Below are 19,448 nucleotides of genomic sequence, written 5' to 3'. Positions count from 1 at the left end.
AGTCTAGCCGCCGTACCCGGCCAGGGCCGCCTCGATCCAGTCCAGCGCTGCCGCCCCCAGCTCGGAAGGTTCGAGGATCCGGGCGGCCCCGCCGTGCTGGGCCACGAACATGGGAAGCCAGGCAGTGCTGCCGAAGCGGATCTCGGCTACGAGGCCGCCGTGGGGAAGGGGTGCCACACGTTCGGCGTAATAATCGTCCGCCAAGCCGGCGCCCTGCCTGGTGAGCTGTACGAGGACCGTGGTGTCGTCGTCGTTGGGCGTGAACAGCTTGGCCGGAAAGCTTTCCCCGGCCCGGACCTGCGTGGAGGCGGGATTTCCGTTCGGGTGGACCTCCTGCACCCGGTCCAGCCTGAAGTTCCGCAGCCCCTCGGCCGAATGGCAGTAGGCCTCGAAGTACCAGGTGTTGTCCAGGGAATACAGGCGGAGCGGATCCACGTCCCGTTCGGAGACCTGGTCGCGCTGGGCGGAGAAGTACACGAGCCGTAGCTGCGACCGCTCCTGGATTGCACCACGGACAACGTCAAGGACGGCCGAATCCGACGGGCCCACCTCCGGACCGGCAAGCGAACCGGCCCGCAGCCCTTCTTCGCCGGCCGCTGCCATCAGTTTGAGGGTCACCGACTCCAGGGCACCTCCTTCGGCAAGTTCGGGAAGCCCATTGAGCGTCTCGAGCCCGGTCAGCAGCGCGCAGGCCTCGTCCACCGTAAACCGGACCGGCCTCTTGAGATCCAGGTCCTGGGTGATGTAAACGTGGCCTTCCTCCCAATGGATGTCCAGGAGGTCGTCAGGGTATCCCTCGGGAAGGCCGGAGCAGATGAGGATCCGCAGGTCGCTTTCCAGCTCCGCGGGCGTGACACCGAAGCGGGCTGCGACGTCCTGGATATGCAGGCCCTGGTTGTGGACCAGGAACGGCACCAGCTGCAGCATGCGCTTGAGCTGGTCCTCAGACGTGCGTTTCCGGATGACGCGACCCCGCGGTGCGTCCGCAAACAGATATGCAGGGCTGGGAGCGGCGCAGAAGGCGGCAGCGTTGCGCAGCCGGTGCCGCACGGCTGCCACCAGCTCGTCGGGAGCATGTGCCACAGCGTCCGGGCCATAGGATGCGAGCTCCTCGGCCAGCACCTCAGCGTCCCTGAAGTTGACCTGCAGCCGTTCGTAGCCGGCGTCGGGCGTTCCGGCACTCCCGTCGGCAACCGGCGTGGCGCGCCGGCGCAGGCCAAGGAGGCGGCCCTCCCGGACGTCCACGACGGCGGTCCGGAGCGGGAGCTCCGGAAGCCGGTCCAGTTCTGCGCGGATACTGAAGTTCGGCGGCGCCGGGTAGGTTTCCTTCTCCAGCACCGTGACGGGGCCCGTGAACCGGGAGAGCCGGAAGTGGCGCGGTGCCTTGCGCGAGCGGTCGTAGCCGGTCAGATACCACTGGCCGAAGCGGCTACCGAGGCCCCACGGCTCCACAGTCCGTTGCTCTTCCTTGCCGGTGGTGCCTGCCAGGTAGGGAAAGCTGACGGGGTGCTGGGCGTGCATGGCAGCCACCACATCATCAAAGGCCTGGCCCGCCGGCCGGATCCGCGGCTGAACACCAACCGGAAGTTCGACGTCGGACACGGTGCCGGAGGCCTGGAGCTTGCGGAGGGCGCTGGCAGCGGCGGTTCCCAGGGCGGCACGCTCCCATAACTGGGACGCCAGGAGGAGGACGGTCCACTCCCCCGGGCTGAGCTGGACATCAGGCAGGCGGTTCGATTCCTTGCCGATGCGGTAGCGGGTGGTGGCCGGATCATCTTCGCTCCAGCCGAGGTCCGTGACGGTTTCCACATCGAAACCGAACTGCCGGAGGTCATTCTTGTCCCGCTCAAACATCCTGCCGAAAGCCACGTCGTTGCCGGACGTGTCATGGTAGACCTTCGCCCGCAACTCTGCCCGGCGCAGGCCGTATTTGGTGTTCAGCAGGGCTATCAGGAGGTTCAGCAGGCGTTCAGTACGGGAGACGGACACGCTGGCTACGTTACTAAACTCCTCCGCGGAAAGCAGAAAGCGCGGCAACCAACAGGAAAACAAAACCCTGATTGTTACCGCGCCTTCCGGCGTTACGATGCTTCGGTCAGCGGACGCCCACGAGGTCCACCACGAAGATCAGCGCTTCGTTGGGGCCAATGGCTCCGCCGGCCCCGCGGGAGCCGTACGCCAGTTCGGACGGAATCTCCAGGCGGCGGCGGCCGCCTACCTTCATGCCCAGCAAGCCCTGGTCCCAGCCCTGGATGACCTGGCCCACGCCCACACGGAAGTCCAGCGGGGCGCCGCGGCCCCAGGAAGCGTCGAACTCTTCGCCGGTGGACCAGGCCACACCGACGTAGTGGGTGGAGACGGTGTCGCCCTTTTTGGCCTCGGCACCGTCGCCCTCGATGAGGTCGGTGATAACCAGTTCGGTGGGGACATCGCCTTGCGGGAAGTCAATTTCCGGCTTCTGGCGGTCGAAATCGCGCTGACCAAATGACATGGTTGCTCCTTTGATTATTTGGGTGGGTGATGTGTTGCTGTTTACTTGACGCCGAGGATGTCCACAACGAAGACAAGGTCACCCTTGGCTTCGCCCTGGCCGGCATCACCGTACGCGAGGTCCTTGGGGACCACCAGGAGGACCCGGGAGCCCACCGTCTTTCCCGCCAGTCCCTGGGTCCAGCCCGGAATGACGCCGGTCAACGGGAAGCTGGCCGGCTCGCCGCGGTCAAAGCTTGAATCAAATTTAGTGCCGCCCACAAGGTTCACGCCAACATAGTTGACGGTCAACGTGTCGGTTTCCTTAACCTCCGCGCCGTTGCCCTTGATCAGGTCCTGGGAAACGAGTGCTGTGGGCGCGGCGATTCCGTCAACGGAGATCTCCGGCACGCCCTGGTCGTTGTCCTTCACGGTCGGCAGGCCGGCCGGCGGGGTGACAGTCTCGCCTTCGGGCTTTGCGAGCGGAGCGACGGTCTGCGGTGCGTCCTTGGTGGAGAGCACCTTGATCAGGAGAAGCTGCGTTGGCTGGGCGGGGGCGCCTTCTGCGGTTGCGGCCTGGCCCGGGATGGCCAGGGCAAGGCTCGAGCCGACCTTGGAGCCAACAAACGCGCTGTAGATAACCGGGCTTCCGGTCTTCAGTTCCTCGTTCAGCTGCAGTGGTTCGGGCTCGCCGGGGAAGGTGTCCTCCAGCGTGGATCCGTCCGCACCACTGAGCGCGAGGATGGAGATGTTTGCGATCTGGTTCTCTTTGACCCGGTCACCGTCACCTTCGGCGACCACCTTGATGGTGGGTTCGGTGACTTCGAGGGGCTTGGAGAACTCGACACCGGGAGCCTTCTGGTCACCGTTGTCCGTCAGTTTCAGGGAGTCGAACTTGGCAGTGTCACCGGCAGACTGGCTGGTGGGTTCCGGTGCTGCGGGCGAACCGCCACAAGCGGTAAGCAGCAGCAGGCCGGGGATCAGGATTGCTAGGAGTCGGCGCACGTAAGAGAACTTTCGTCGGGGCAGGGTGGACGCGGAACCGGAATCAGGCGCCCGGCACCGCTGCAAGGCCAAGGAACGGCCCCATCAAGGATAGCCCGTGAACCTGAACGTCAGCCCATAGAGCCCAGCAGGGCATCCACCCGCTCATCGACGCTTCGGAAGGGATCCTTGCACAGGATGGTCTGGTGCGCGCGGTCGTTCAGCTTCAGGTGCACCCAATCAACCGTGTAATCCCTGCCCAGTTCCTGGGCGCGCCGGACGAAATCGCCCCTCAGCTTGGCCCGCGTGGATTGCGGTGGCACGTCCACGGCGTCTTTGATCACGGTATCGTCCACAACCCGCCGAACCGCACCCCGGGACTGCAAGATGTAGTACAGCCCGCGGCTCCGCGAAATGTCATGGTACGTAAGATCCAGCTGGGCAATCCTGGGCGCGTCCAGGCCCAGGCCGTGCCGCTGCCGGTAGTTGTCCATCAGTTTTTTCTTGATGGCCCAGTCGATTTCCGTGTCGATGGTGCTGGTGTCACCGCTCTCGATGGCGTTCAGGGTCCGTTGCCAAAGATCAAGGATGAACGGTACGTGGGGATTGTGGGCCCCTTGCTCCTGAACAAAGGCCGTGACCTTGGTGAGGTACTCCTGCTGGATCTCCAGGGCCGTGAGCTGGCGGCCGTTGGCCAGACGGACCAGCGCCCTTCCACTGAGGTCGTGGGAAATCTCGCGGATGCTGCGGATGGGGTTTTCCATCCTCATGTCGCGCATGATCACTCCCGCCTCAATCATGCGCAGGATGAGGTCCACGGTGCCGACCTTGAGCAGGGCTGTGGTTTCGGACATATTGGAGTCGCCCACAATGACATGGAGCCGGCGGAAGAATTCGGCGTCGGCGTGCGGTTCATCGCGGGTGTTGATGATGGGCCGTGACCGGGTGGTTGCGGAGGAGACGCCCTCCCAGATGTGGTCTGCCCGCTGGGAAAACGCGTACGTGGCCCCGTGCGGAGTCTTCAGGATTTTCCCTGCGCCGGCGATCAGCTGGCGGGTCACCAGGAACGGGATCAGGATCTCCGCGAGCCGGGAGAATTCGCCGCGGCGCGGGATGAGGTAGTTTTCATGGCTGCCGTAGGAGTTGCCGGCCGAATCGGTGTTGTTTTTGAACAGGTAGACCGTGCCGTTGAATCCTTCCGCGGCCAGCCTTGCCTGTGCCTCGTCAACGAGGTCGTCCAGGATCAGCTCGCCCGCGCGGTCGTGCGCGATGAGCTGGGCCAGGTCGTCGCATTCGGCCGTGGCGTACTCAGGGTGTGAGCCGACGTCCAGGTAGAGCCGGGAGCCGTTGGTCAGGAACACGTTGGATGACCGTCCCCAGCTGACCACCTTGCGGAACAGGTACCGGGCCACTTCTTCCGGGGCCAACGGCCTTGAATCGGGGCTCGAATACGAGATTCCGAACTCGGTCTCGATACCGAAGATTCTCTTGTCCATCTCAGTCCTCCTCAGCAAGCAGCGCCGTGATATCAGAATCGTTGAGCCGCCGGAAGGCTCTGCGGAAACCCCGGGAGGTCTCCGACTGCCTGTCCAGCACGGCAACCTCCACGGCCTTGGCGGGAAGGGTTCCTCCCGCTTCGCCCTGTTCAGCGGCCGGGTCTGGGCCGCTGGCCAGGCCGCGGGTAGCCAGGCGGACAGCGCCTGCGAAACGCAGCGACGGTCGCCAGCCCTCGGCGATGACCGCCGAGACACGCTCCGCCTGGCCGCCCATCACGATGAAGCCGTGCTCGTCGGCGATGGACCCGTCGAAGGTGAGCCGGTAGAGGTGGTCCAGTTCCGGCGTGGGGCCAACCTCGGCGACGGCCAGTTCCACTTCGAAGGGTTTCTGTTCTGCGGTGAAGACGGCACCGAGGCTCTGCGCGTAGACACTCGCGAGCCCGCGTGCGGTGACGTCCTCGCGGTCGTAGGAGTAACCACGGACATCGGCGTACCGCACTCCGGCCTGGCGCAGGCTTTCGAATTCGTTGTACTTGCCGACGGCAGCAAACGCGATTTTGTCGTAGATCTCGCCGATCTTATGCAGTGAGGGTGAGGGGTTCTCAGCGACCAGGGCAATACCGTCCTGGCAGCTGATGACCACCACGGACCTGCCGCGGGCGATGCCCTTCCGTGCGAAGTCCGCACGGTCCTTCATCAGTTGTTCAGGCGAGACATAGAACTGCTGCGTCATCTTAGGCCTCCCGCCGTTCGGCGGACCTGGCTTCGATAATCCTGCCCGCCACAGTGGCGAGCTCGGATTCGGGGATCCGCCGCGCGCCATCCCTGTTCACGGTGTACACCACCGGCCACAATTGACGGACGGGATCTGGACCACCTGTGGCGGAGTCGTCGTCGGCCGCGTCGTAAAGGGACTCGACCGCCACGGAGACTGCCTCGGCTTCGGCCAGGTTGGGCCGCCAGAGCTTCTTCAGCGCGCCGCGGGCAAAAACGGAACCGGAGCCGACCGTGTGGTGCTCGCGTTCCTCGTACCTGCCGCCGGTGACGTCGTAGGAGAAGAGCCGGCCCACGCCGGCAGTTGTGTCGAAGCCGGCGAACAGCGGCACGACGGCGAGTCCCTGCAGGGCCATCGGCAGGTTCCCGCGGATCATGGCCCCCAGCCGGTTGGCTTTGCCGTCGAGGCTCAGCAGGGTGCCCTCGATCTTTTCGTAGTGCTCCAGCTCCACCTGGAAGAGCCGCGTCAGGTCAATCGCGATGCCGGCCGTGCCGGCGATCCCCAGCACTGAATACCTGTCGGCCGGGAACACCTTTTCGATGTGCCGGCTGGCAATGACGTTGCCCATGGTGGCCCGCCGGTCCCCGGCCATCAGGACGCCGCCGCCATAGCTCATTGCCACGATCGTCGTGGCATGGGGTACCTGCAGCGGAGCTGTCGCCGCCGCTGCAGCAGGCATGTCACGGTTGTACGGAAGCAGGTCCGGACGGTCGCGCTGCAGATGCTCGGTGAATGAGGATGTCGCGTTGCCGGCTACCTGGTTGGCGGTTGTTTCCTGCACTGATGCACTCCTTGTACGTGGTCCTTCAACGTCGGTACAGATTCCGGCCGGACGCGGCTTCCGCCACCCATCCGGACCGGGTTACTGGCCGCCCTTTTGGACGAAGGCGCGGACGAACTCCTCGGCGTTGGATTCCAGGACGCCGTCGATTTCATCCAGGAGGTCGTCGACGCCCTGGGTGGCGGCCGATGCCTGGGCTTCCGGGGCTGCCGGAGGCGCCTCCGGGATCTCGTCCTCGACCTGGCTGTCGTGTGATTGTGGCTTCTGCTGCTCCTGGCCTGCCATGGTGATCACTCCTCTAAATCCTCGGATCCGGGCGGATCTGCTGATACGCCCATATTGCCACGCTGTCCGCCCGACGGCGCGGTTTACGCCGCAGGCGGAGCGGTGTTATGCCCCAAAAGTTCGGCGAGGAACGGACCGGCCGCCCGGTGGCGGGCAAAGAGCCCTCCCGTGAGGGCCTTGGTGCCGCGCAGGGGTTCCCGGGTTGGCACGCGCTGAAGCCGGCCGTAGCCCGGAACGTCGAAGATGACCGAGTCCCAGCTGGCCCCCACCACGTCTTTGCCGAAGCTGCTGATGCAACGTCCGCGGAAGAAGGCACGAGTGTCCGACGGCGGTTCGGTCATCGCTGCGGCGATGGCTCCGTCGTCGACGATCCGCTGCATGCGGTTCCGTGCCAGGAACCGGTAGTACAGTCCCTTCTCCGGCCTGATGTCTGCCCACTGGAGGTCCACGAGGCCGAGCCTCGCGTCACCCCAGGCAAGGTTGTCGCGGTTCCGGTAACCCTCGAGGAGGGAGAGCTTGGCCAACCACTCCACGGACGTGGCCGCCGCGTTCCTGTCGGAATCGAGCTGGGTCAGCGTGGCAGCCCAGCGCTCCAGCACCTGATGCGTATGGCCGTCCCCGTCCACGGCATCGGCAACGCCGGTGTCTTGCGCCAGCTTGGCCGCCGCCTCGTGGTATATCCATTGCAGGTCCAGGGCCGTCACGCGGCGCCCGTCCAGCAGCCTGAGTTTGGCTGTCAGCGACGTGTCGTGGCTGACTGTCTGGAGGGCTGCGACGGGTTCGTGCACCTCCACCTTGGGCGCCAGCCCGGCCTCGATCAGGCTCAGGACCATGGCAGTGGTGCCGAACTTGAGGTAGTTCGAGGATTGGCTCAGGTTGGCGTCACCGATGATCACATGCAGGCGCCGGTATTTATCGGCGGTGGCGTGTGGCTCATCCCGGGTGTTGATGATGGGACGCCGGATGGTGGTTTCCAGGCCCACCTCCGCCTCGAAGAAGTCTGCGCGCTGGCTGATCTGGTACCCGGGTGTGGAGCTGTCCTGCCCTAGGCCCACCCGCCCGGCGCCGCAGATGATCTGCCGCGTGACGAAGAACGGCGTCAGCCCCCGCACGATGTCCCCGAAGGGTACCGAGCGTGGCATGAGGTAGTTCTCGTGGGAGCCGTAGGAGACAGACTTGTTGTCCGTATTGTTCTTGTACAGGTTGACCGGGGGCAGCTCGGGATCCGCGGCCAGGCGGCGGACTGCCGCCAGCGCGACGAGGTCCCCGGCGGCATCCCAGATCACCGCATCGCGGGGGTTGGTCACCTCCGCACTGGAGTACTCCGGGTGGGCATGATCCACGTACAAGCGGGCTCCGTTGCCCAGGACCATGTTCATCAGGAGGCTGCCGGACTCGTCCTCACCGTCCAGTTCCAATTCCTCGCGGCCGTAGGCAAGCGCCACCGCTTCGGCGTCGAGTACCGGCGGCTGGTCTGTCAGCTGGCTGGGGTGGGCCGAGGCCCGTTCCAGGGTCCAGCCACGGGCGTCGTGGAGGGGCTCCTCGTCCGTGTAATCCCACCGGGTCTCTGCCCCTCCGGCTGCTCTTTGCCGCGTCACCTGGGCATAAGCCTGGACAACGCGGGAGGACATCATGGTGGCGTTTGCTCCGGGCGCGGACGGGGCGTGGATGCCGTATTCCGTTTCCGCCCCCATGACGCGCATGGCCCCGCCGGCCGGGAGCCCTCCCCCGCCGGCGCGTTCCGGGGCTGCCGTCACAGGTACTGTCCCGTGTTCGGCATCGTTTCGATGGACTTGCCGGGCTCCTGGCCTGCCTTACCCTGCACGATGGTGCGGATGTAGGTGATCCGCTCCCCTTTCTTGCCTGAGATCCTGGCCCAGTCGTCCGGGTTGGTGGTGTTGGGCATGTCCTCGTGTTCGCGGAATTCATCCACCACGGCACGCAGCAGGTGCTCGATCCGGAGACCTTTCTGGTGCAGTGTCAGGAGATCCTTGATGGCGTACTTCTTGGCCCGGTCCACAACGTTCTGGACTACGGCGCCTGAATTGAAGTCCTTGAAGTACAGCATTTCCGTATCGCCGTTGGCGTAGGTGACTTCCAGGTACTCGTTGGACTTCTCCGTGGAGTACATGGCTTCAACCGTGCGCTGGACCATGGCGTCCACCGTCGCCTGGACGTCGCCGCTGTGTTCGGCGAGGTCGGACTCGTGGAACGGCAGGTCCGTGGTGATGTATTTGTTGAAAATGTCCGCCGCGGCCTCTGCATCGGGGCGCTGGATCTTGACTTTCACGTCCAGGCGGCCGGGGCGGAGGATGGCGGGGTCGATCATGTCCTCGCGGTTTGATGCACCGATCACAATGACGTTGTCCAGCCGCTCCACGCCGTCGATTTCACTCAGCAGCTGCGGGACGATGGTGGTCTCGACGTCTGAGGAGATCCCGGTTCCGCGCGTACGGAACAGGGAATCCATTTCATCAAAGAAAACTACCACGGGGCTGCCGTCCGAGGCCTTCTCCCGGGCCCGGGAGAAGATCAGGCGGATGTGGCGCTCTGTCTCGCCCACGTACTTGTCCAGAAGCTCCGGACCCTTGATGTTGAGGAAATAGCTCTTCAGGTCCACATTGCCGGACCGCTCCGCTGCCCGGGCGGCGAGGGAGTTGGCAACAGCCTTCGCGATCAGGGTCTTGCCACACCCCGGCGGGCCGTAGAGGAGGATTCCCTTCGGGGCTTTCAGCCCATGCTCGCGGTAGAGGTCCGGGTGCAGGAACGGCAGTTCCACTGCGTCCCGGATCTGCTCGATCTGCGGACCGAGGCCGCCGATGTCCTCGTAGGTGATGTCGGGGACTTCTTCGAGGACCAGGTTTTCCACTTCGGAGCGGGGCACTTTTTCGAGGGCGTAACCGGTGCGCGAGTCGATGGACAGCGCATCGCCCACCCTGAGCTTTTCGGTGAGCAGGGCTCCGGAGAGCCTGATGACACGCTCCTCGTCGGCCCGCCCCACTACCAGTGCGCGGTCCGTTCCGAGCATTTCCTTGAGGGTTGCGAGTTCGCCGGCGCGTTCGTAGCCGAGGCCGGCAACAATAAGCAGTGCCTCGTTGAGGAGGACCTCCTGGCCGACCGCCAGCTGGTTGATGTTGACCAGGGGGCTGATGCCCACCCGCATCTTCCGGCCGGCGTTGAAAATGTCGGCCGATTCCTCGGTGGCGGCCTGGCCGCTGTTGCCCGGTGACGGCAGCCGCCTGGGATTGAGCTGCAGGACGGTGCCGAAGCTGTACGGTGGCTGGCCCTCCTGGTCCAGGGCATTTTTTAGCCGCAGGATCTCGGCCTTGGCCGCTTCCAGCATGCTGACCAGCTTGGCGTTGTTCTGCGTGGCGGCTGCCAGCTGGCGGTCAATGTGCCTGAGTTTGTCGCGGAGGACATTGGCCTGCCGGTCCGCAGCCGACAGTTCGTTGGCGGCCGACTGCTCCGCCGGTGTACGTCCGGAGTCCTGATTCGGCGTCTCCATGGTGCATTAGCCCCTTCCTGCTCTTCTTCTTTAGACCTTAGCCCCAAGTTGGCAGGTACTGCTGGAGACTCCCGAAATGTGGACTAGTTCGTGATCTCCGGTTCGTCCTTGACGTTGGTGCCGGCAATGGCATCGCGCGCGGCGCGGCGGAGCTTCTTGTCGGAAACCAGTCGTTCGCCGACGGCACCGGGTGTCCAGGCGTTGACGTCTTCTTCGTTGAAGCCGGTCTTCGACGGACGGCGCTTGACGGAGATGCCGGTGACCCCGTCGGCAAGGCGGCGGGTGACCAGAAGGAAGCCGGTGTGGGCAACCATGCGGTGGTCCGGGCGGACGGCAAGGCCCTCAAGGTGCCAGCCGCGGACCATGGACTCCCAGGCGTCGGGTTCGGTGAAGCGGCCGTCAGCCCTGATGGCTTCCGCGGTCCGGGACAGCTGGGTGACCGTGGCCACGTAGTTGATCCAGACGCCGCCGGGTGCGAGGACCGTGGCAACGGCGTCGAGGCATTCCCAGGGTGCCAGCATGTCCAGCACTACACGGTCCACGGAGCCGGGCGCCTCGCTGCGGACTACTTCCTCTTGGAAGTCGCCAAGGGAGATCCCCCACGCCGGGTGCGGGCCGCCAAAGATGGTTTCCACATTCCCGCGGGCAATGTCCGCAAATTCCTCACGGCGCTCGAAGGAGTGGAGGTAGCCGTTGTCGCCAACGGCCCGGAGCAGCGAGATGGACAGCGCTCCGGAGCCAACGCCGGCTTCAACAACCCTGGCGCCGGGGAAGATATCGGCCATGGTGACGATCTGGCCGGCGTCCTTCGGGTAGACCACTGCGGCGCCACGCGGCATGGAAAGGACAAAGTCCGAAAGGAGGGGGCGCAGCGTCTGGTACTGCTGGCCGACGTTGTTCACGACGACTGACCCATCTGCTTTTCCGATGATCTCGTCGTGGTTCAGGAAGCCGCGGTGCGTGTGGAAGGCGCCGCCGCTTTCGAGAGAGATCGTGTTCATGCGGCCGCGCTCGTCGGTCAGCTGGACCCGTTCGCCTTCACGGAAAGGCCCGCGGCGGCGGGCAGCTCCCACCGGCTGGGTGCCATTGGCGGCAACACCGGTGGTGGTTGGTGCTGCGGCTTCGGCGGCAGTTTCGCTGCTCATGGATTTTCCTCGCTCCTGTAAAACTGTGGGGCCACGCATCGAAATTGGTCCGCCGGGTGCGGCGGCGGGTGTCCGGGCGGCCACGCGGCGGCAATGCACGGCCGGCACGTAACTCTACCGGCTTTGACCCTGAGGATGCCTATTTGACGGGTCAGCCTTGCCGGTGATGGCGGCCACCACCACGTTCTGCGCCAGAAGTCCGGTGACCGTTCCGTGATGGTCCACCACGGCATATTCGTGACCGTCCAGCTGGGAAAGGTACTGGATCAGTTCCTGCCCCTGGGACGACTCAGGTACGTAGGCTCCCGCCGCGAGGGCATAGGACACTGCCGTGGCAGGCGTGGAGTCGGCGGCGTAGTCAGGAACCGCGGCGAGGGCACCGGGATCCACAACACCCTGCGGGCGTCCATCCGGCCCGCAGACCACAACGGCGCGTGAACCGTCCGGTGACAGCCTGCGGATGTCCGCCACCACCGCGGTGGCTGGAATTCCGACGGCGGGAGCCGCCAGGGCAGTGGCGCTGACCAGATGCATCCTTCCGCGCAGGGTGCCCTGCTGGATTGCGGCGCTGGCACCCATCCAGAGGAAGCCGCCAACGAGGACGGTGATCATCAGGAGGCTGATATCTGGTGTCTCACCGGCCAGCAGCGGCCGGGCAATAAACCAGAAGCCCAGCGCTACCACGATGACGCGGCCGGCCCAGCCAGCGGCGACGGTGCCTTTGGCCTGGCTCCCGGTTGCTTTCCAGACGGCCGACTCAACGATCCTGCCCCCGTCCAGCGGGAGTCCGGGCAGGACATTGAAGATGCCGATGACGAAGTTGGCCCACATAAAGATGTTTGTGAGTATTTCGGCCACGGTGCCCATGCTGGTGGTGGAGAGGACCACCCAGGCGCCGCCGGCGAGGACCAGGTTGGCAGCCGGCCCGGCCAGCGCCACGATGACCGAGCGCGCCGGCGTCGCCGTGAAATTCTCAAACTGGGTGTGGCCGCCCCAGAGATTCAGCACGATCTTCTGCGTGGGCCAGCCGTAGATCTTGGCCGTGAGGGCGTGCGCCAGTTCGTGGACCAGGACTGAGATCAGGAGCAGCAGGGCGTACGCGAACGCCATGTAGTAGGCGGAAATGCCCAACACCGGATTCTGCTCCAACAGCAGGGGTCCGTAGACAATGACGGTAAAGGCGGCGATCACAAACCACGAGTAGGCCAGAATGACCGGGATTCCGGCGATCCTGCCGAGCGGTATTCCTTCCCGGCGGGCGGGGGCGGGCGCGGAACTCATGACGGGCTCCCCGTCACAGGCATTGCAGATCCAGCCACCGCGGCGGCCAGGCTGCCCGCGGCGATGGCCTCCAGCTCGGAAACGGTGCGGCCGGCCAGGGATTCCCAGGTGGTGTGCCTGGGATCGTCGGGGATCGGGACAATGTGCGGAATGGCGACGGTGGCGACGCCCGAGGCCACAGCAGCAGCCACTCCCGGTGCGGAGTCCTCAAGGGCGACGCAGTGATCCACGGTCAGGTCCGGGTCCGCTTCCTGAAGCAGCTCCACTGCCTTCAGGTATGCTTCCGGGTGCGGCTTGCCCTGGGTGACGGTGTCCCCCGTGACCAGGAATTCGAAGTAAGGCTTGGGCAGGCTCGCGACAATTTCGCGGGCCAACGGCTCCTCCGACATGGTCACCAGCGCGCACCGCACACCGGCGACGTGCAGGTCATCCAGCAGTTCCCGCGCACCGGGACGCCAAGGAACAGAGTGCCGGACGCTCCTGATGACCTCAGAGGTCAGGGTGTCGATGATCTCCCGGCGCTCCAGCCGGACACCGGCTGCCTGCAGGATTCCGGCCGAATACGTCAGCGACTGACCCACGAGCTGCATGGCCTGCCCATGTGACCATGTGCCGCCATGCGCTTCCACAAGGGCGTGCTCCGCGGCAATCCAGTAGCGTTCAGTGTCCACAATGGTGCCGTCCATATCCCAAAGAACGGCTCTGAGCGGGGAAACGGAGGGTAGGGATCGCATGTTCCCAGTCTACGGGGCGCACCTGAACGCCAGCCGGTGGATACGCCCTCGGCGAATATCAGCATTGCCTTTGGGCGCGCACGCGCCCCGGCGCACTTTTTGGCTCTTCATTCAATGCGTCGCGCCGGTTCTTGGACGTAGGGTGATGAGATGAATAGCTTCGACGGAGACACCGCGGAACCGGGTGCCGCACCTGAACCGGAGCAGTTCCTGCTGCCAGTGGCGGACGGGGAGCGCATTACTGTGATGCTGGCCGCATTTGAAGGCTGGAACGATGCCGGCGAAGCCGCCAGTGATTCCTTGCGCTACCTGAACAGGGTTTGGGGCGGCAAGAAGGTCGCGTCCATTGACGCCGACGAATACTACGATTTCCAGTTCACGCGTCCCACGGTCCGAAGGAACGCCTCGGGGGAACGCAAGATCAAGTGGCCCTCCACACGGATCTACAAGGCCAGTGCGCCGGATTCGAACGTGGACGTCATTTTCGTCCAGGGCATTGAGCCGTCCTACAAGTGGCGGGCCTATACGGCGGAACTGCTGGTCCACGCCGAAGCGCTGAAGGTGGACTACGTGGTCCTGGTGGGGGCCCTTCTGGCAGACGTTCCGCACAGCAGGCCGATTCCGGTCAGCACGTCCTCTGACGACGCTGTGTTGCGGGAACGCCTCAACCTTGAAGCATCCCAGTATGAAGGTCCCGTCGGCATCGTCGGAGTACTGTCCGAAGTGTCCCTCCTGGCGGGCCTTCCGACTGTTTCCCTTTGGGCAGCCGTCCCGCATTACGTGGCCCAGGCCCCGTCACCCAAGGCGCAGCTGGCTCTCCTGCACCGGGTCGAGGAATTGATCCAGGTCCCGCTGGACACGCACGAACTGGCGGAAGAGGCAGCTGCGTGGGAGCGCGGCGTCGATGAGTTGGCTACCGAGGATCCTGAGATCGCCGCGTACGTCCGCCAGCTGGAAGAGGCAAAAGATACGGCCGATCTTCCGGAGGCGAGCGGCGAATCCATCGCGCGGGAGTTTGAGCGCTATCTCAAGCGTCGGGGCCGGGACAAGCCCTAAAGTACGACGCCGAGCAAGGCGTCCAGGGCGTCCCTGACCAGGGCCTGATCATGCTGGCTGCCCGCTGCCGCGGCGGAGTCCGCCGAGGCAGCCCAGCGGTCAACAGCTTCCAGGGCGGCCGGTGCGTTCAGGTCAGATGCAAGGGCGGACCTCATTTCTGCGATCAGGCCGGGGGCCGATCCTTCCGGCGAGGTGGCGACGGCGCTGCGCCACGCAGCCAGGCGGTCCTTCGCGGCTTCAAACCCTTCAGCGGTCCAGGACCAGTCTGAACGGTAATGGTGGGCCAGGATGGCCAGGCGGATGGCAGCCGGATCTTCTCCCTCGGCCCGAAGTTTGGACACCAGGACCAGGTTGCCCTTGGACTTGCTCATCTTTTCGCCGTCCAGGCCCACCATGCCGGCGTGGGCATAGTGGTGGGCCAGCGGCACTTCGGCGAGGGAATAGGCGTGACCGGCGCCCATCTCGTGGTGCGGGAAGATGAGGTCAGAGCCGCCGCCCTGGACAGTGAAGGGAGCCGGCAGGTACCGCTGGGCGATGACCGTGCATTCGATGTGCCAGCCAGGCCTGCCCTGGCCCAACTCGCCGCCCGGCCAGCTGGGCTCGCCGTCACGGGCAACCCGCCAGAGCAGGGGGTCCAGGGCCTGCCGCTTGCCGGCCCGGCCCGGGTCGCCGCCGCGTTCGGCGAACAGTTCCAGCATTTCGGCTTCACCAAGGCGGGAGATCGAGCCCAGGGTCCAGGCATCCGGGGCGACCGACTGCTTGCCGGCAGCTTCGACGTCGTAGTAGACGTCGCCGTCGGGCTCCCCTGCCGTACCAGGGACGCGGTAGGCCAGCCCCAGCCGGACCAGCCGTTCGATGGCCGGAACAATGATGTCAACTGATTCAACGGCACCCACGTAGTGGTCCGGCGAGAGGACGTTCAGGGCCTCCATATCGGTCTGGAAGAGTTCAATCTGGCTCGCGGCCAGGTCCCGCCAGTCCACACCGGTGGCAGTCGCGCGCTCCAGCAGGGGGTCGTCGACGTCGGTGACGTTCTGGACGTAGGAAACCTGCTGGCCGGCGTCACGCCAGGCCCTGTTCAGCAGGTCGAAGGCCACGTAGCTGGCCGCATGGCCCATGTGGGTTGCGTCGTAGGGAGTGATCCCGCAGACGTACATGGATTGCTCTCCCCCGGCCCGGAGCGTGACCTCACTCCCCTTAGCGGTATCGAACAGCCGGATGGCAGGCATGGCGCCGGGCAGCGCAGGGACAGGGCGGGAGGTCCAGGATTTCACAGCCTAAGCCTACGGCTAGGCGCTGATGACATTGAAACCGAGCAAGAGATACAGGGCCAGGCCCAGGAAGATCCGGTACCAGACGAAGAGCCGGTAGCTTCGGGTGGAAATGAACTTGAGGAACCAACCGATGATCACGTAGCCCACCACCAGGGCGATGACGGTGGCCAGCGCCGTCTCCGGAAGGCCGTAGGGGCCGGTGATGCCTTCCTTGGAGACCACCTTATACAGCTGGTAAAGGCCGCTGCCGAACACCGCCGGGATAGCCAGGAGGAACGAATACCGCGCGGCGGCTTCGCGCGTGTAGCCCATCAGGAGACCTGCGGTGATGGTGCCGCCGGATCGCGACACGCCGGGAATAAGAGCCAGGGCCTGGGCGAAGCCGTACAAAATGCCGTGTTTGTAGGTGAGCTGGGTGAGGTCCCGGTCCTGCTTTCCGATCGCGTCGGCCACGGCCAGAAAGAGCCCGAAGACAATCAGCATGGTGGCTACGAGCCACAGGCTCCTCAGCACCGACTCGATCTGGTCCTGGAACAGCAGACCCAGCACGATGATGGGGAGGCTGCCCAGGATCACCAGCCAGCCCATGCGGGCATCCGGGTCCTGCCGGGAGACTTTTCCGGTCAGCGATCCCGCCCAAGCCTTGACGATCCGCACGATGTCGCGCCAGAAGTAGATCACCACCGCCGTTTCGGTACCAAGCTGCGTGATGGCGGTAAACGCGGCTCCGGGATCGGATGCGTTGGGCAGGAACTGCCCCACAATCCGCAGGTGCGCGCTCGATGAAATCGGTAGAAATTCGGTCAGTCCCTGCACTAGGCCCAGCAGGGCCGCCTCAAACCAGTTCACGCTAAGACCCTACGTCATGGACACTGTTGATTCCCCGTAAGCTTGCAGCTATGCAGCAGCGTTACGTCGGCAACAGTGGATTGCGAGTCTCCGCCCTTTCCCTCGGCACCATGTCCTGGTCCGGCGATACCGACGAACAGGACGCCTCGGAGATATTGCGGACATTTATCGATGGTGGCGGAAAACTTATAGATACCGCGGCGTCTTACGCCGACGGCCGCGCCGAGGCGATGATCGGCTCTCTCCTGGGTGACGTCGTCTCCCGCACCGAAGTCTGCATTTCCACCAAGGCGGGGATGTCGACGTCGGACGGCCGGCGCACGGTGGACACGTCACGCAACGCGATGCTCACCGGCCTGGACGCAAGTCTGGCCAGGCTGGGGACTGACTACGTGGATATCTGGTTTGCCCAGGCATGGGACGGCAATGTCCCGCTGGACGAGACCCTGTCCGCGCTTGAATTCGCGCTCCGGAGCGGCCGCGCCCGCTATGCGGGCATCTCCAACTTCAACGGGTGGCAAAGCGCCAAGGCTGCGGCGGTGGCCGGATTTCCGCTCGTAGCCGCGCAGGCTGAATATTCACTCCTGCAGCGAAAGGCGGAAGCGGAACTGGTTCCCGCCGTCGAAGATGCCGGCCTGGGGCTGATGGCCTGGGCTCCGCTGGGACGTGGCGTTCTGACTGGCAAGTACCGCGGCGCCATTCCCGCCGATTCCCGGGCGGCAAGAACAGACTCCGCACCCTACGTAGAGCCGTATCTGGAGGCGCAGCCGTCCAGCGTAGTGGAAGCCGTGGCCATGGCGGCCAAGGGCCTGGGCCGGACACCGCTGGATGTCTCGCTGAGCTGGCTATTGTCCCAGCATGGCGTGGCCACTGCCATCATCGGGCCCCGGACGCCCGTGCAGGCGAAAGAAATCATGGCCGCCCAACTAACCAGGCTGCCGCCCGAAATTGCCCGCGCGCTCGAGGACGTTTCCCTGCCCGGCTGAGTTTCCGTGCCGGCGGAGACGCCGTTCAGGGCCGCAGCGTTGGGTCGTTGCCCGCGATGGCGGCGTGGAGTTCTCAGTCCTCGAGAATTTCCAGGTCCTCGTCGTCATCGATGCCGGCTTCATCGTCCTCATCTTCTTCATCATCGAAGACCTGAAGGGGTGTAACTTCGCTGTAAGCCTCGTAGAGTGCGTCTTCATAAACCTCGAAAGCATCCGCGACCGCAAAAAAAGCCGCTTCCACCGCGGGATCGCCATCTCCACGCCGGTTGGATGCTGCTATAAGGTGTTCTTCCAAGGCGGTTGTCAAGGACTGAAGCGCGACACGCGGATCGATGCTCATGCCTTCACGTTAGCCGGAAAAGGACGAAAATGGAGAGCAATGAAGGAACATTTTCTCACCAGCTCGGTCCAGCGCGAACGGGACATTCTGAGGCAGTACGAGTACCTCGTTCTGACGGTCAGCCCTGACGATTCGCTGCCTGATGCCAGGCGCCGGCTTGTGGAGCATTCCGAGTACGGCAAGTGGGAGCTGGAACGCAGCAAGCTGTATTTGGGCGGCGGCAGGCGCTTCTGGCTCCGCCGCCGGGTGATGCAGGTCCAGCGGACCGTGTAGGAATTGTCCGGCCAGCGGACCGTATAGGGACTAACGGGCCAGCGGCCTGTTCAGTCCTCCAACGGACCCAGCCACGCGTTCGCCACCGTGTTGTGCGCCGACTCATCGTCTGATGGATGGAACATCCCCGCCAGCACGTCCCGGTACAGGCGTTCAAGCTCCGACCCACGAAAGTAGCTGGAGCCGCCACTCACCCTGATGGCCATGTCCACAACCCGGCGGGCCGTTTCAGTTGCATTGACCTTCAGCCCCACAAGTTTGGGAAACCATTGCGGCCCGTGCTCAACGAGCGCATCCACATCGCGGCTGACGGTCAGCAGCTGGGGGTAGAGGTTATCCATGGCCATTGCGGCCTCCGCGATCTTCCAGCGGATATCCGGATCCTGCGCATAGCTGCGGCCGGCATTCTTGAAGGACGTGCGGCGCTTGACGGCCTCAACACCCAGGTTCAGGGCACGTTCGCCAATGCCGGTGTACACGGCAGCCAGCAATGTCTCGAAGCACGCGAAGATGGCGAAAATCAGCGGATCGGCGTTAGGTCCCACCGGAAGTTTGCGGAAGATCCTCTCCGGCGGGACCTCGGCGCCGTCCAGGACGGTGGTGTTTGACTGGCTGGCCCGCATGCCCAGGGTGTTCCAGTCATCCAGGATGGCGTAGCCCGCGGCCTCCCGGCTGATGAACCCGTGCACGAGCTCCCCTTCGCCTTCCCTGGCCTGGCCGTCCTTGCCGAAGATTCCCAGTCGGGTCCAGGCGGGCGAAAGACTCGTGAAGATCTTGGTACCCGTGAAGCTGTACGCCCCGCCCGGCAGGGGAACGGCTGCCGTTTTTGAATCAAAAAGTACCGAATCATTGCCGGCTTCGGAATTGCCGAAGGCGAAGATCTCGCCGTGGGCGGCCTCCTGCAGGACGAAGCCAAGGGAATGGTCCCCCCGTGCGGCCAGGACGTGGGCGACGCCGGTCCAGACCAAATGCATGTTGATGGCCAAGGCGGTGGCCGGGGCCGCCGTTGCCAGCCGCCGCTGGCACTGTGCTGCCGCCGCCAGCCCAAGCCCCAGGCCGCCGTCGGACGCCGGCACAAACAGCCTGAGGTAGCCGGCGGCGGTCAGCTCCTCGAGGTCTTCAAAGAAGAAGGTGTTGTCCCGGTCATAGCCCGCAGCACGGCCGCGGATGGCCTGGAGCAAGGGCTCCGGCAGGACTTCCTCGGGAGTCATGTCC

Annotated in this window: 19 protein-coding genes; 3 read left to right on the top strand and 16 right to left on the bottom strand. The window is 64.8% G+C overall.

The genetic code is table 11. From position 1 onward, the window contains the following. Positions 1–3 precede the first annotated feature (3 nt). From NG698_RS02615 to NG698_RS02560, 12 genes are all read right to left on the bottom strand, one after another. The gene (locus tag NG698_RS02615; RefSeq protein ID WP_252598830.1) at positions 4–1,989 is read right to left on the bottom strand and encodes a helix-turn-helix transcriptional regulator; all 1,986 of its coding nucleotides are present in this window, start codon (positions 1,987–1,989) and stop codon (positions 4–6) included. Between the two features lie 106 nt (positions 1,990–2,095). Further along, positions 2,096–2,491 carry an FKBP-type peptidyl-prolyl cis-trans isomerase gene (locus NG698_RS02610; protein ID WP_056340002.1) on the bottom strand — a complete coding sequence of 132 codons (396 nt, stop codon included), beginning with the start codon at positions 2,489–2,491 and terminating at the stop codon, positions 2,096–2,098. A gap of 41 nt (positions 2,492–2,532) precedes the next feature. Then, positions 2,533–3,474, bottom strand: a complete 942-nt coding sequence (locus NG698_RS02605; protein ID WP_252598828.1) for an FKBP-type peptidyl-prolyl cis-trans isomerase — start codon at positions 3,472–3,474, stop codon at positions 2,533–2,535. A gap of 110 nt (positions 3,475–3,584) precedes the next feature. Further along, positions 3,585–4,949, bottom strand: coding sequence for a Pup--protein ligase (gene pafA, locus NG698_RS02600; protein ID WP_056339994.1), 1,365 nt, complete (start codon positions 4,947–4,949; stop codon positions 3,585–3,587). Position 4,950: 1 nt separating this feature from the next. Next, positions 4,951–5,682, bottom strand: coding sequence for a proteasome subunit alpha (prcA, locus tag NG698_RS02595; RefSeq protein ID WP_248760570.1), 732 nt, complete (start codon positions 5,680–5,682; stop codon positions 4,951–4,953). Between the two features lies 1 nt (position 5,683). Then, complete coding sequence (gene prcB, locus NG698_RS02590) at positions 5,684–6,505, bottom strand: proteasome subunit beta (protein ID WP_252607962.1); 822 nt, start codon at positions 6,503–6,505, stop codon at positions 5,684–5,686. An 81-nt stretch (positions 6,506–6,586) separates the two neighbouring features. Further along, positions 6,587–6,790, bottom strand: coding sequence for a ubiquitin-like protein Pup (locus NG698_RS02585; protein ID WP_056339984.1), 204 nt, complete (start codon positions 6,788–6,790; stop codon positions 6,587–6,589). A gap of 83 nt (positions 6,791–6,873) precedes the next feature. Continuing rightward, positions 6,874–8,547: a depupylase/deamidase Dop gene (gene dop / locus NG698_RS02580; protein ID WP_374210072.1), complete on the bottom strand. Its 1,674-nt coding sequence runs from the start codon at positions 8,545–8,547 to the stop codon at positions 6,874–6,876. Continuing rightward, the gene (gene arc, locus NG698_RS02575; protein WP_252607961.1) at positions 8,544–10,295 is read right to left on the bottom strand and encodes a proteasome ATPase; all 1,752 of its coding nucleotides are present in this window, start codon (positions 10,293–10,295) and stop codon (positions 8,544–8,546) included. The genes dop and arc overlap by 4 nt, the downstream gene beginning before the upstream one ends. 83 nt (positions 10,296–10,378) lie before the next feature. Continuing rightward, positions 10,379–11,440 (bottom strand): tRNA (adenine-N1)-methyltransferase, encoded by a 1,062-nt coding sequence (locus NG698_RS02570; protein ID WP_252598825.1) that lies wholly within the window; start codon positions 11,438–11,440, stop codon positions 10,379–10,381. A 114-nt stretch (positions 11,441–11,554) separates the two neighbouring features. After that, positions 11,555–12,721 carry a site-2 protease family protein gene (locus tag NG698_RS02565; protein ID WP_252607960.1) on the bottom strand — a complete coding sequence of 389 codons (1,167 nt, stop codon included), beginning with the start codon at positions 12,719–12,721 and terminating at the stop codon, positions 11,555–11,557. Further along, positions 12,718–13,407, bottom strand: coding sequence for an HAD family hydrolase (locus tag NG698_RS02560; protein WP_252608019.1), 690 nt, complete (start codon positions 13,405–13,407; stop codon positions 12,718–12,720). The genes NG698_RS02565 and NG698_RS02560 overlap by 4 nt, the downstream gene beginning before the upstream one ends. A gap of 198 nt (positions 13,408–13,605) precedes the next feature. On the opposite strand from NG698_RS02560, the gene NG698_RS02555 reads away from it, so the two are divergent. Next, positions 13,606–14,511 (top strand): PAC2 family protein, encoded by a 906-nt coding sequence (locus tag NG698_RS02555; RefSeq protein ID WP_056339966.1) that lies wholly within the window; start codon positions 13,606–13,608, stop codon positions 14,509–14,511. Here NG698_RS02555 and mshC read toward each other — a convergent pair. Both mshC and NG698_RS02545 read right to left on the bottom strand, forming a co-directional pair. Next, positions 14,508–15,785, bottom strand: coding sequence for a cysteine--1-D-myo-inosityl 2-amino-2-deoxy-alpha-D-glucopyranoside ligase (mshC, locus tag NG698_RS02550; protein ID WP_252598823.1), 1,278 nt, complete (start codon positions 15,783–15,785; stop codon positions 14,508–14,510). The two genes, NG698_RS02555 and mshC, sit on opposite strands and share 4 nt — an antisense overlap. 15 nt (positions 15,786–15,800) lie before the next feature. After that, positions 15,801–16,634: an undecaprenyl-diphosphate phosphatase gene (locus NG698_RS02545; protein WP_252565374.1), complete on the bottom strand. Its 834-nt coding sequence runs from the start codon at positions 16,632–16,634 to the stop codon at positions 15,801–15,803. A gap of 50 nt (positions 16,635–16,684) precedes the next feature. Here NG698_RS02545 and NG698_RS02540 point away from each other — a divergent pair, with 50 nt between their 5' ends. Next, entirely contained in the window at positions 16,685–17,620 is a 936-nt protein-coding gene (locus NG698_RS02540) for an aldo/keto reductase (protein ID WP_252598822.1), read from the top strand. A gap of 73 nt (positions 17,621–17,693) precedes the next feature. Here NG698_RS02540 and NG698_RS02535 read toward each other — a convergent pair whose 3' ends face one another. Next, the gene (locus NG698_RS02535) at positions 17,694–17,960 is read right to left on the bottom strand and encodes a hypothetical protein (protein ID WP_056339953.1); all 267 of its coding nucleotides are present in this window, start codon (positions 17,958–17,960) and stop codon (positions 17,694–17,696) included. 39 nt (positions 17,961–17,999) lie between these two features. Here NG698_RS02535 and NG698_RS02530 point away from each other — a divergent pair, with 39 nt between their 5' ends. After that, the gene (locus NG698_RS02530) at positions 18,000–18,233 is read left to right on the top strand and encodes a DUF5703 family protein (RefSeq protein ID WP_056339951.1); all 234 of its coding nucleotides are present in this window, start codon (positions 18,000–18,002) and stop codon (positions 18,231–18,233) included. A gap of 50 nt (positions 18,234–18,283) precedes the next feature. Here the strand turns inward: NG698_RS02530 and NG698_RS02525 are convergent, their stop codons facing one another. Continuing rightward, positions 18,284–19,444, bottom strand: a complete 1,161-nt coding sequence (locus tag NG698_RS02525; RefSeq protein ID WP_252598821.1) for an acyl-CoA dehydrogenase family protein — start codon at positions 19,442–19,444, stop codon at positions 18,284–18,286. Between the last annotated feature and the right edge of the window lie 4 nt (positions 19,445–19,448).

Source organism: Pseudarthrobacter raffinosi, from assembly GCF_023913735.1.
Lineage (GTDB): Bacteria > Actinomycetota > Actinomycetes > Actinomycetales > Micrococcaceae > Arthrobacter > Arthrobacter raffinosi.
This window is presented reverse-complemented; position numbering and strand designations above follow the sequence as displayed.

Excerpts from the sequence above, each read along its gene's own strand:
- NG698_RS02535 (WP_056339953.1), bottom strand. The coding sequence starts at position 17,960 with ATGAGCATCGATCCGCGTGTCGCGCTTCAGTCCTTGACAACCGCCTTG.
- NG698_RS02610 (WP_056340002.1), bottom strand. The coding sequence starts at position 2,491 with ATGTCATTTGGTCAGCGCGATTTCGACCGCCAGAAGCCGGAAATTGAC.
- NG698_RS02530 (WP_056339951.1), top strand. The coding sequence starts at position 18,000 with ATGAAGGAACATTTTCTCACCAGCTCGGTCCAGCGCGAACGGGACATT.
- pafA (WP_056339994.1), bottom strand. The coding sequence starts at position 4,949 with ATGGACAAGAGAATCTTCGGTATCGAGACCGAGTTCGGAATCTCGTAT.
- arc (WP_252607961.1), bottom strand. The coding sequence starts at position 10,295 with ATGGAGACGCCGAATCAGGACTCCGGACGTACACCGGCGGAGCAGTCG.
- prcA (WP_248760570.1), bottom strand. The coding sequence starts at position 5,682 with ATGACGCAGCAGTTCTATGTCTCGCCTGAACAACTGATGAAGGACCGT.
- NG698_RS02525 (WP_252598821.1), bottom strand. The coding sequence starts at position 19,444 with ATGACTCCCGAGGAAGTCCTGCCGGAGCCCTTGCTCCAGGCCATCCGC.
- NG698_RS02570 (WP_252598825.1), bottom strand. The coding sequence starts at position 11,440 with ATGAGCAGCGAAACTGCCGCCGAAGCCGCAGCACCAACCACCACCGGT.
- NG698_RS02585 (WP_056339984.1), bottom strand. The coding sequence starts at position 6,790 with ATGGCAGGCCAGGAGCAGCAGAAGCCACAATCACACGACAGCCAGGTC.
- NG698_RS02540 (WP_252598822.1), top strand. The coding sequence starts at position 16,685 with ATGCAGCAGCGTTACGTCGGCAACAGTGGATTGCGAGTCTCCGCCCTT.
- NG698_RS02565 (WP_252607960.1), bottom strand. The coding sequence starts at position 12,721 with ATGAGTTCCGCGCCCGCCCCCGCCCGCCGGGAAGGAATACCGCTCGGC.
- NG698_RS02555 (WP_056339966.1), top strand. The coding sequence starts at position 13,606 with ATGAATAGCTTCGACGGAGACACCGCGGAACCGGGTGCCGCACCTGAA.
- NG698_RS02560 (WP_252608019.1), bottom strand. The coding sequence starts at position 13,407 with ATGGACGGCACCATTGTGGACACTGAACGCTACTGGATTGCCGCGGAG.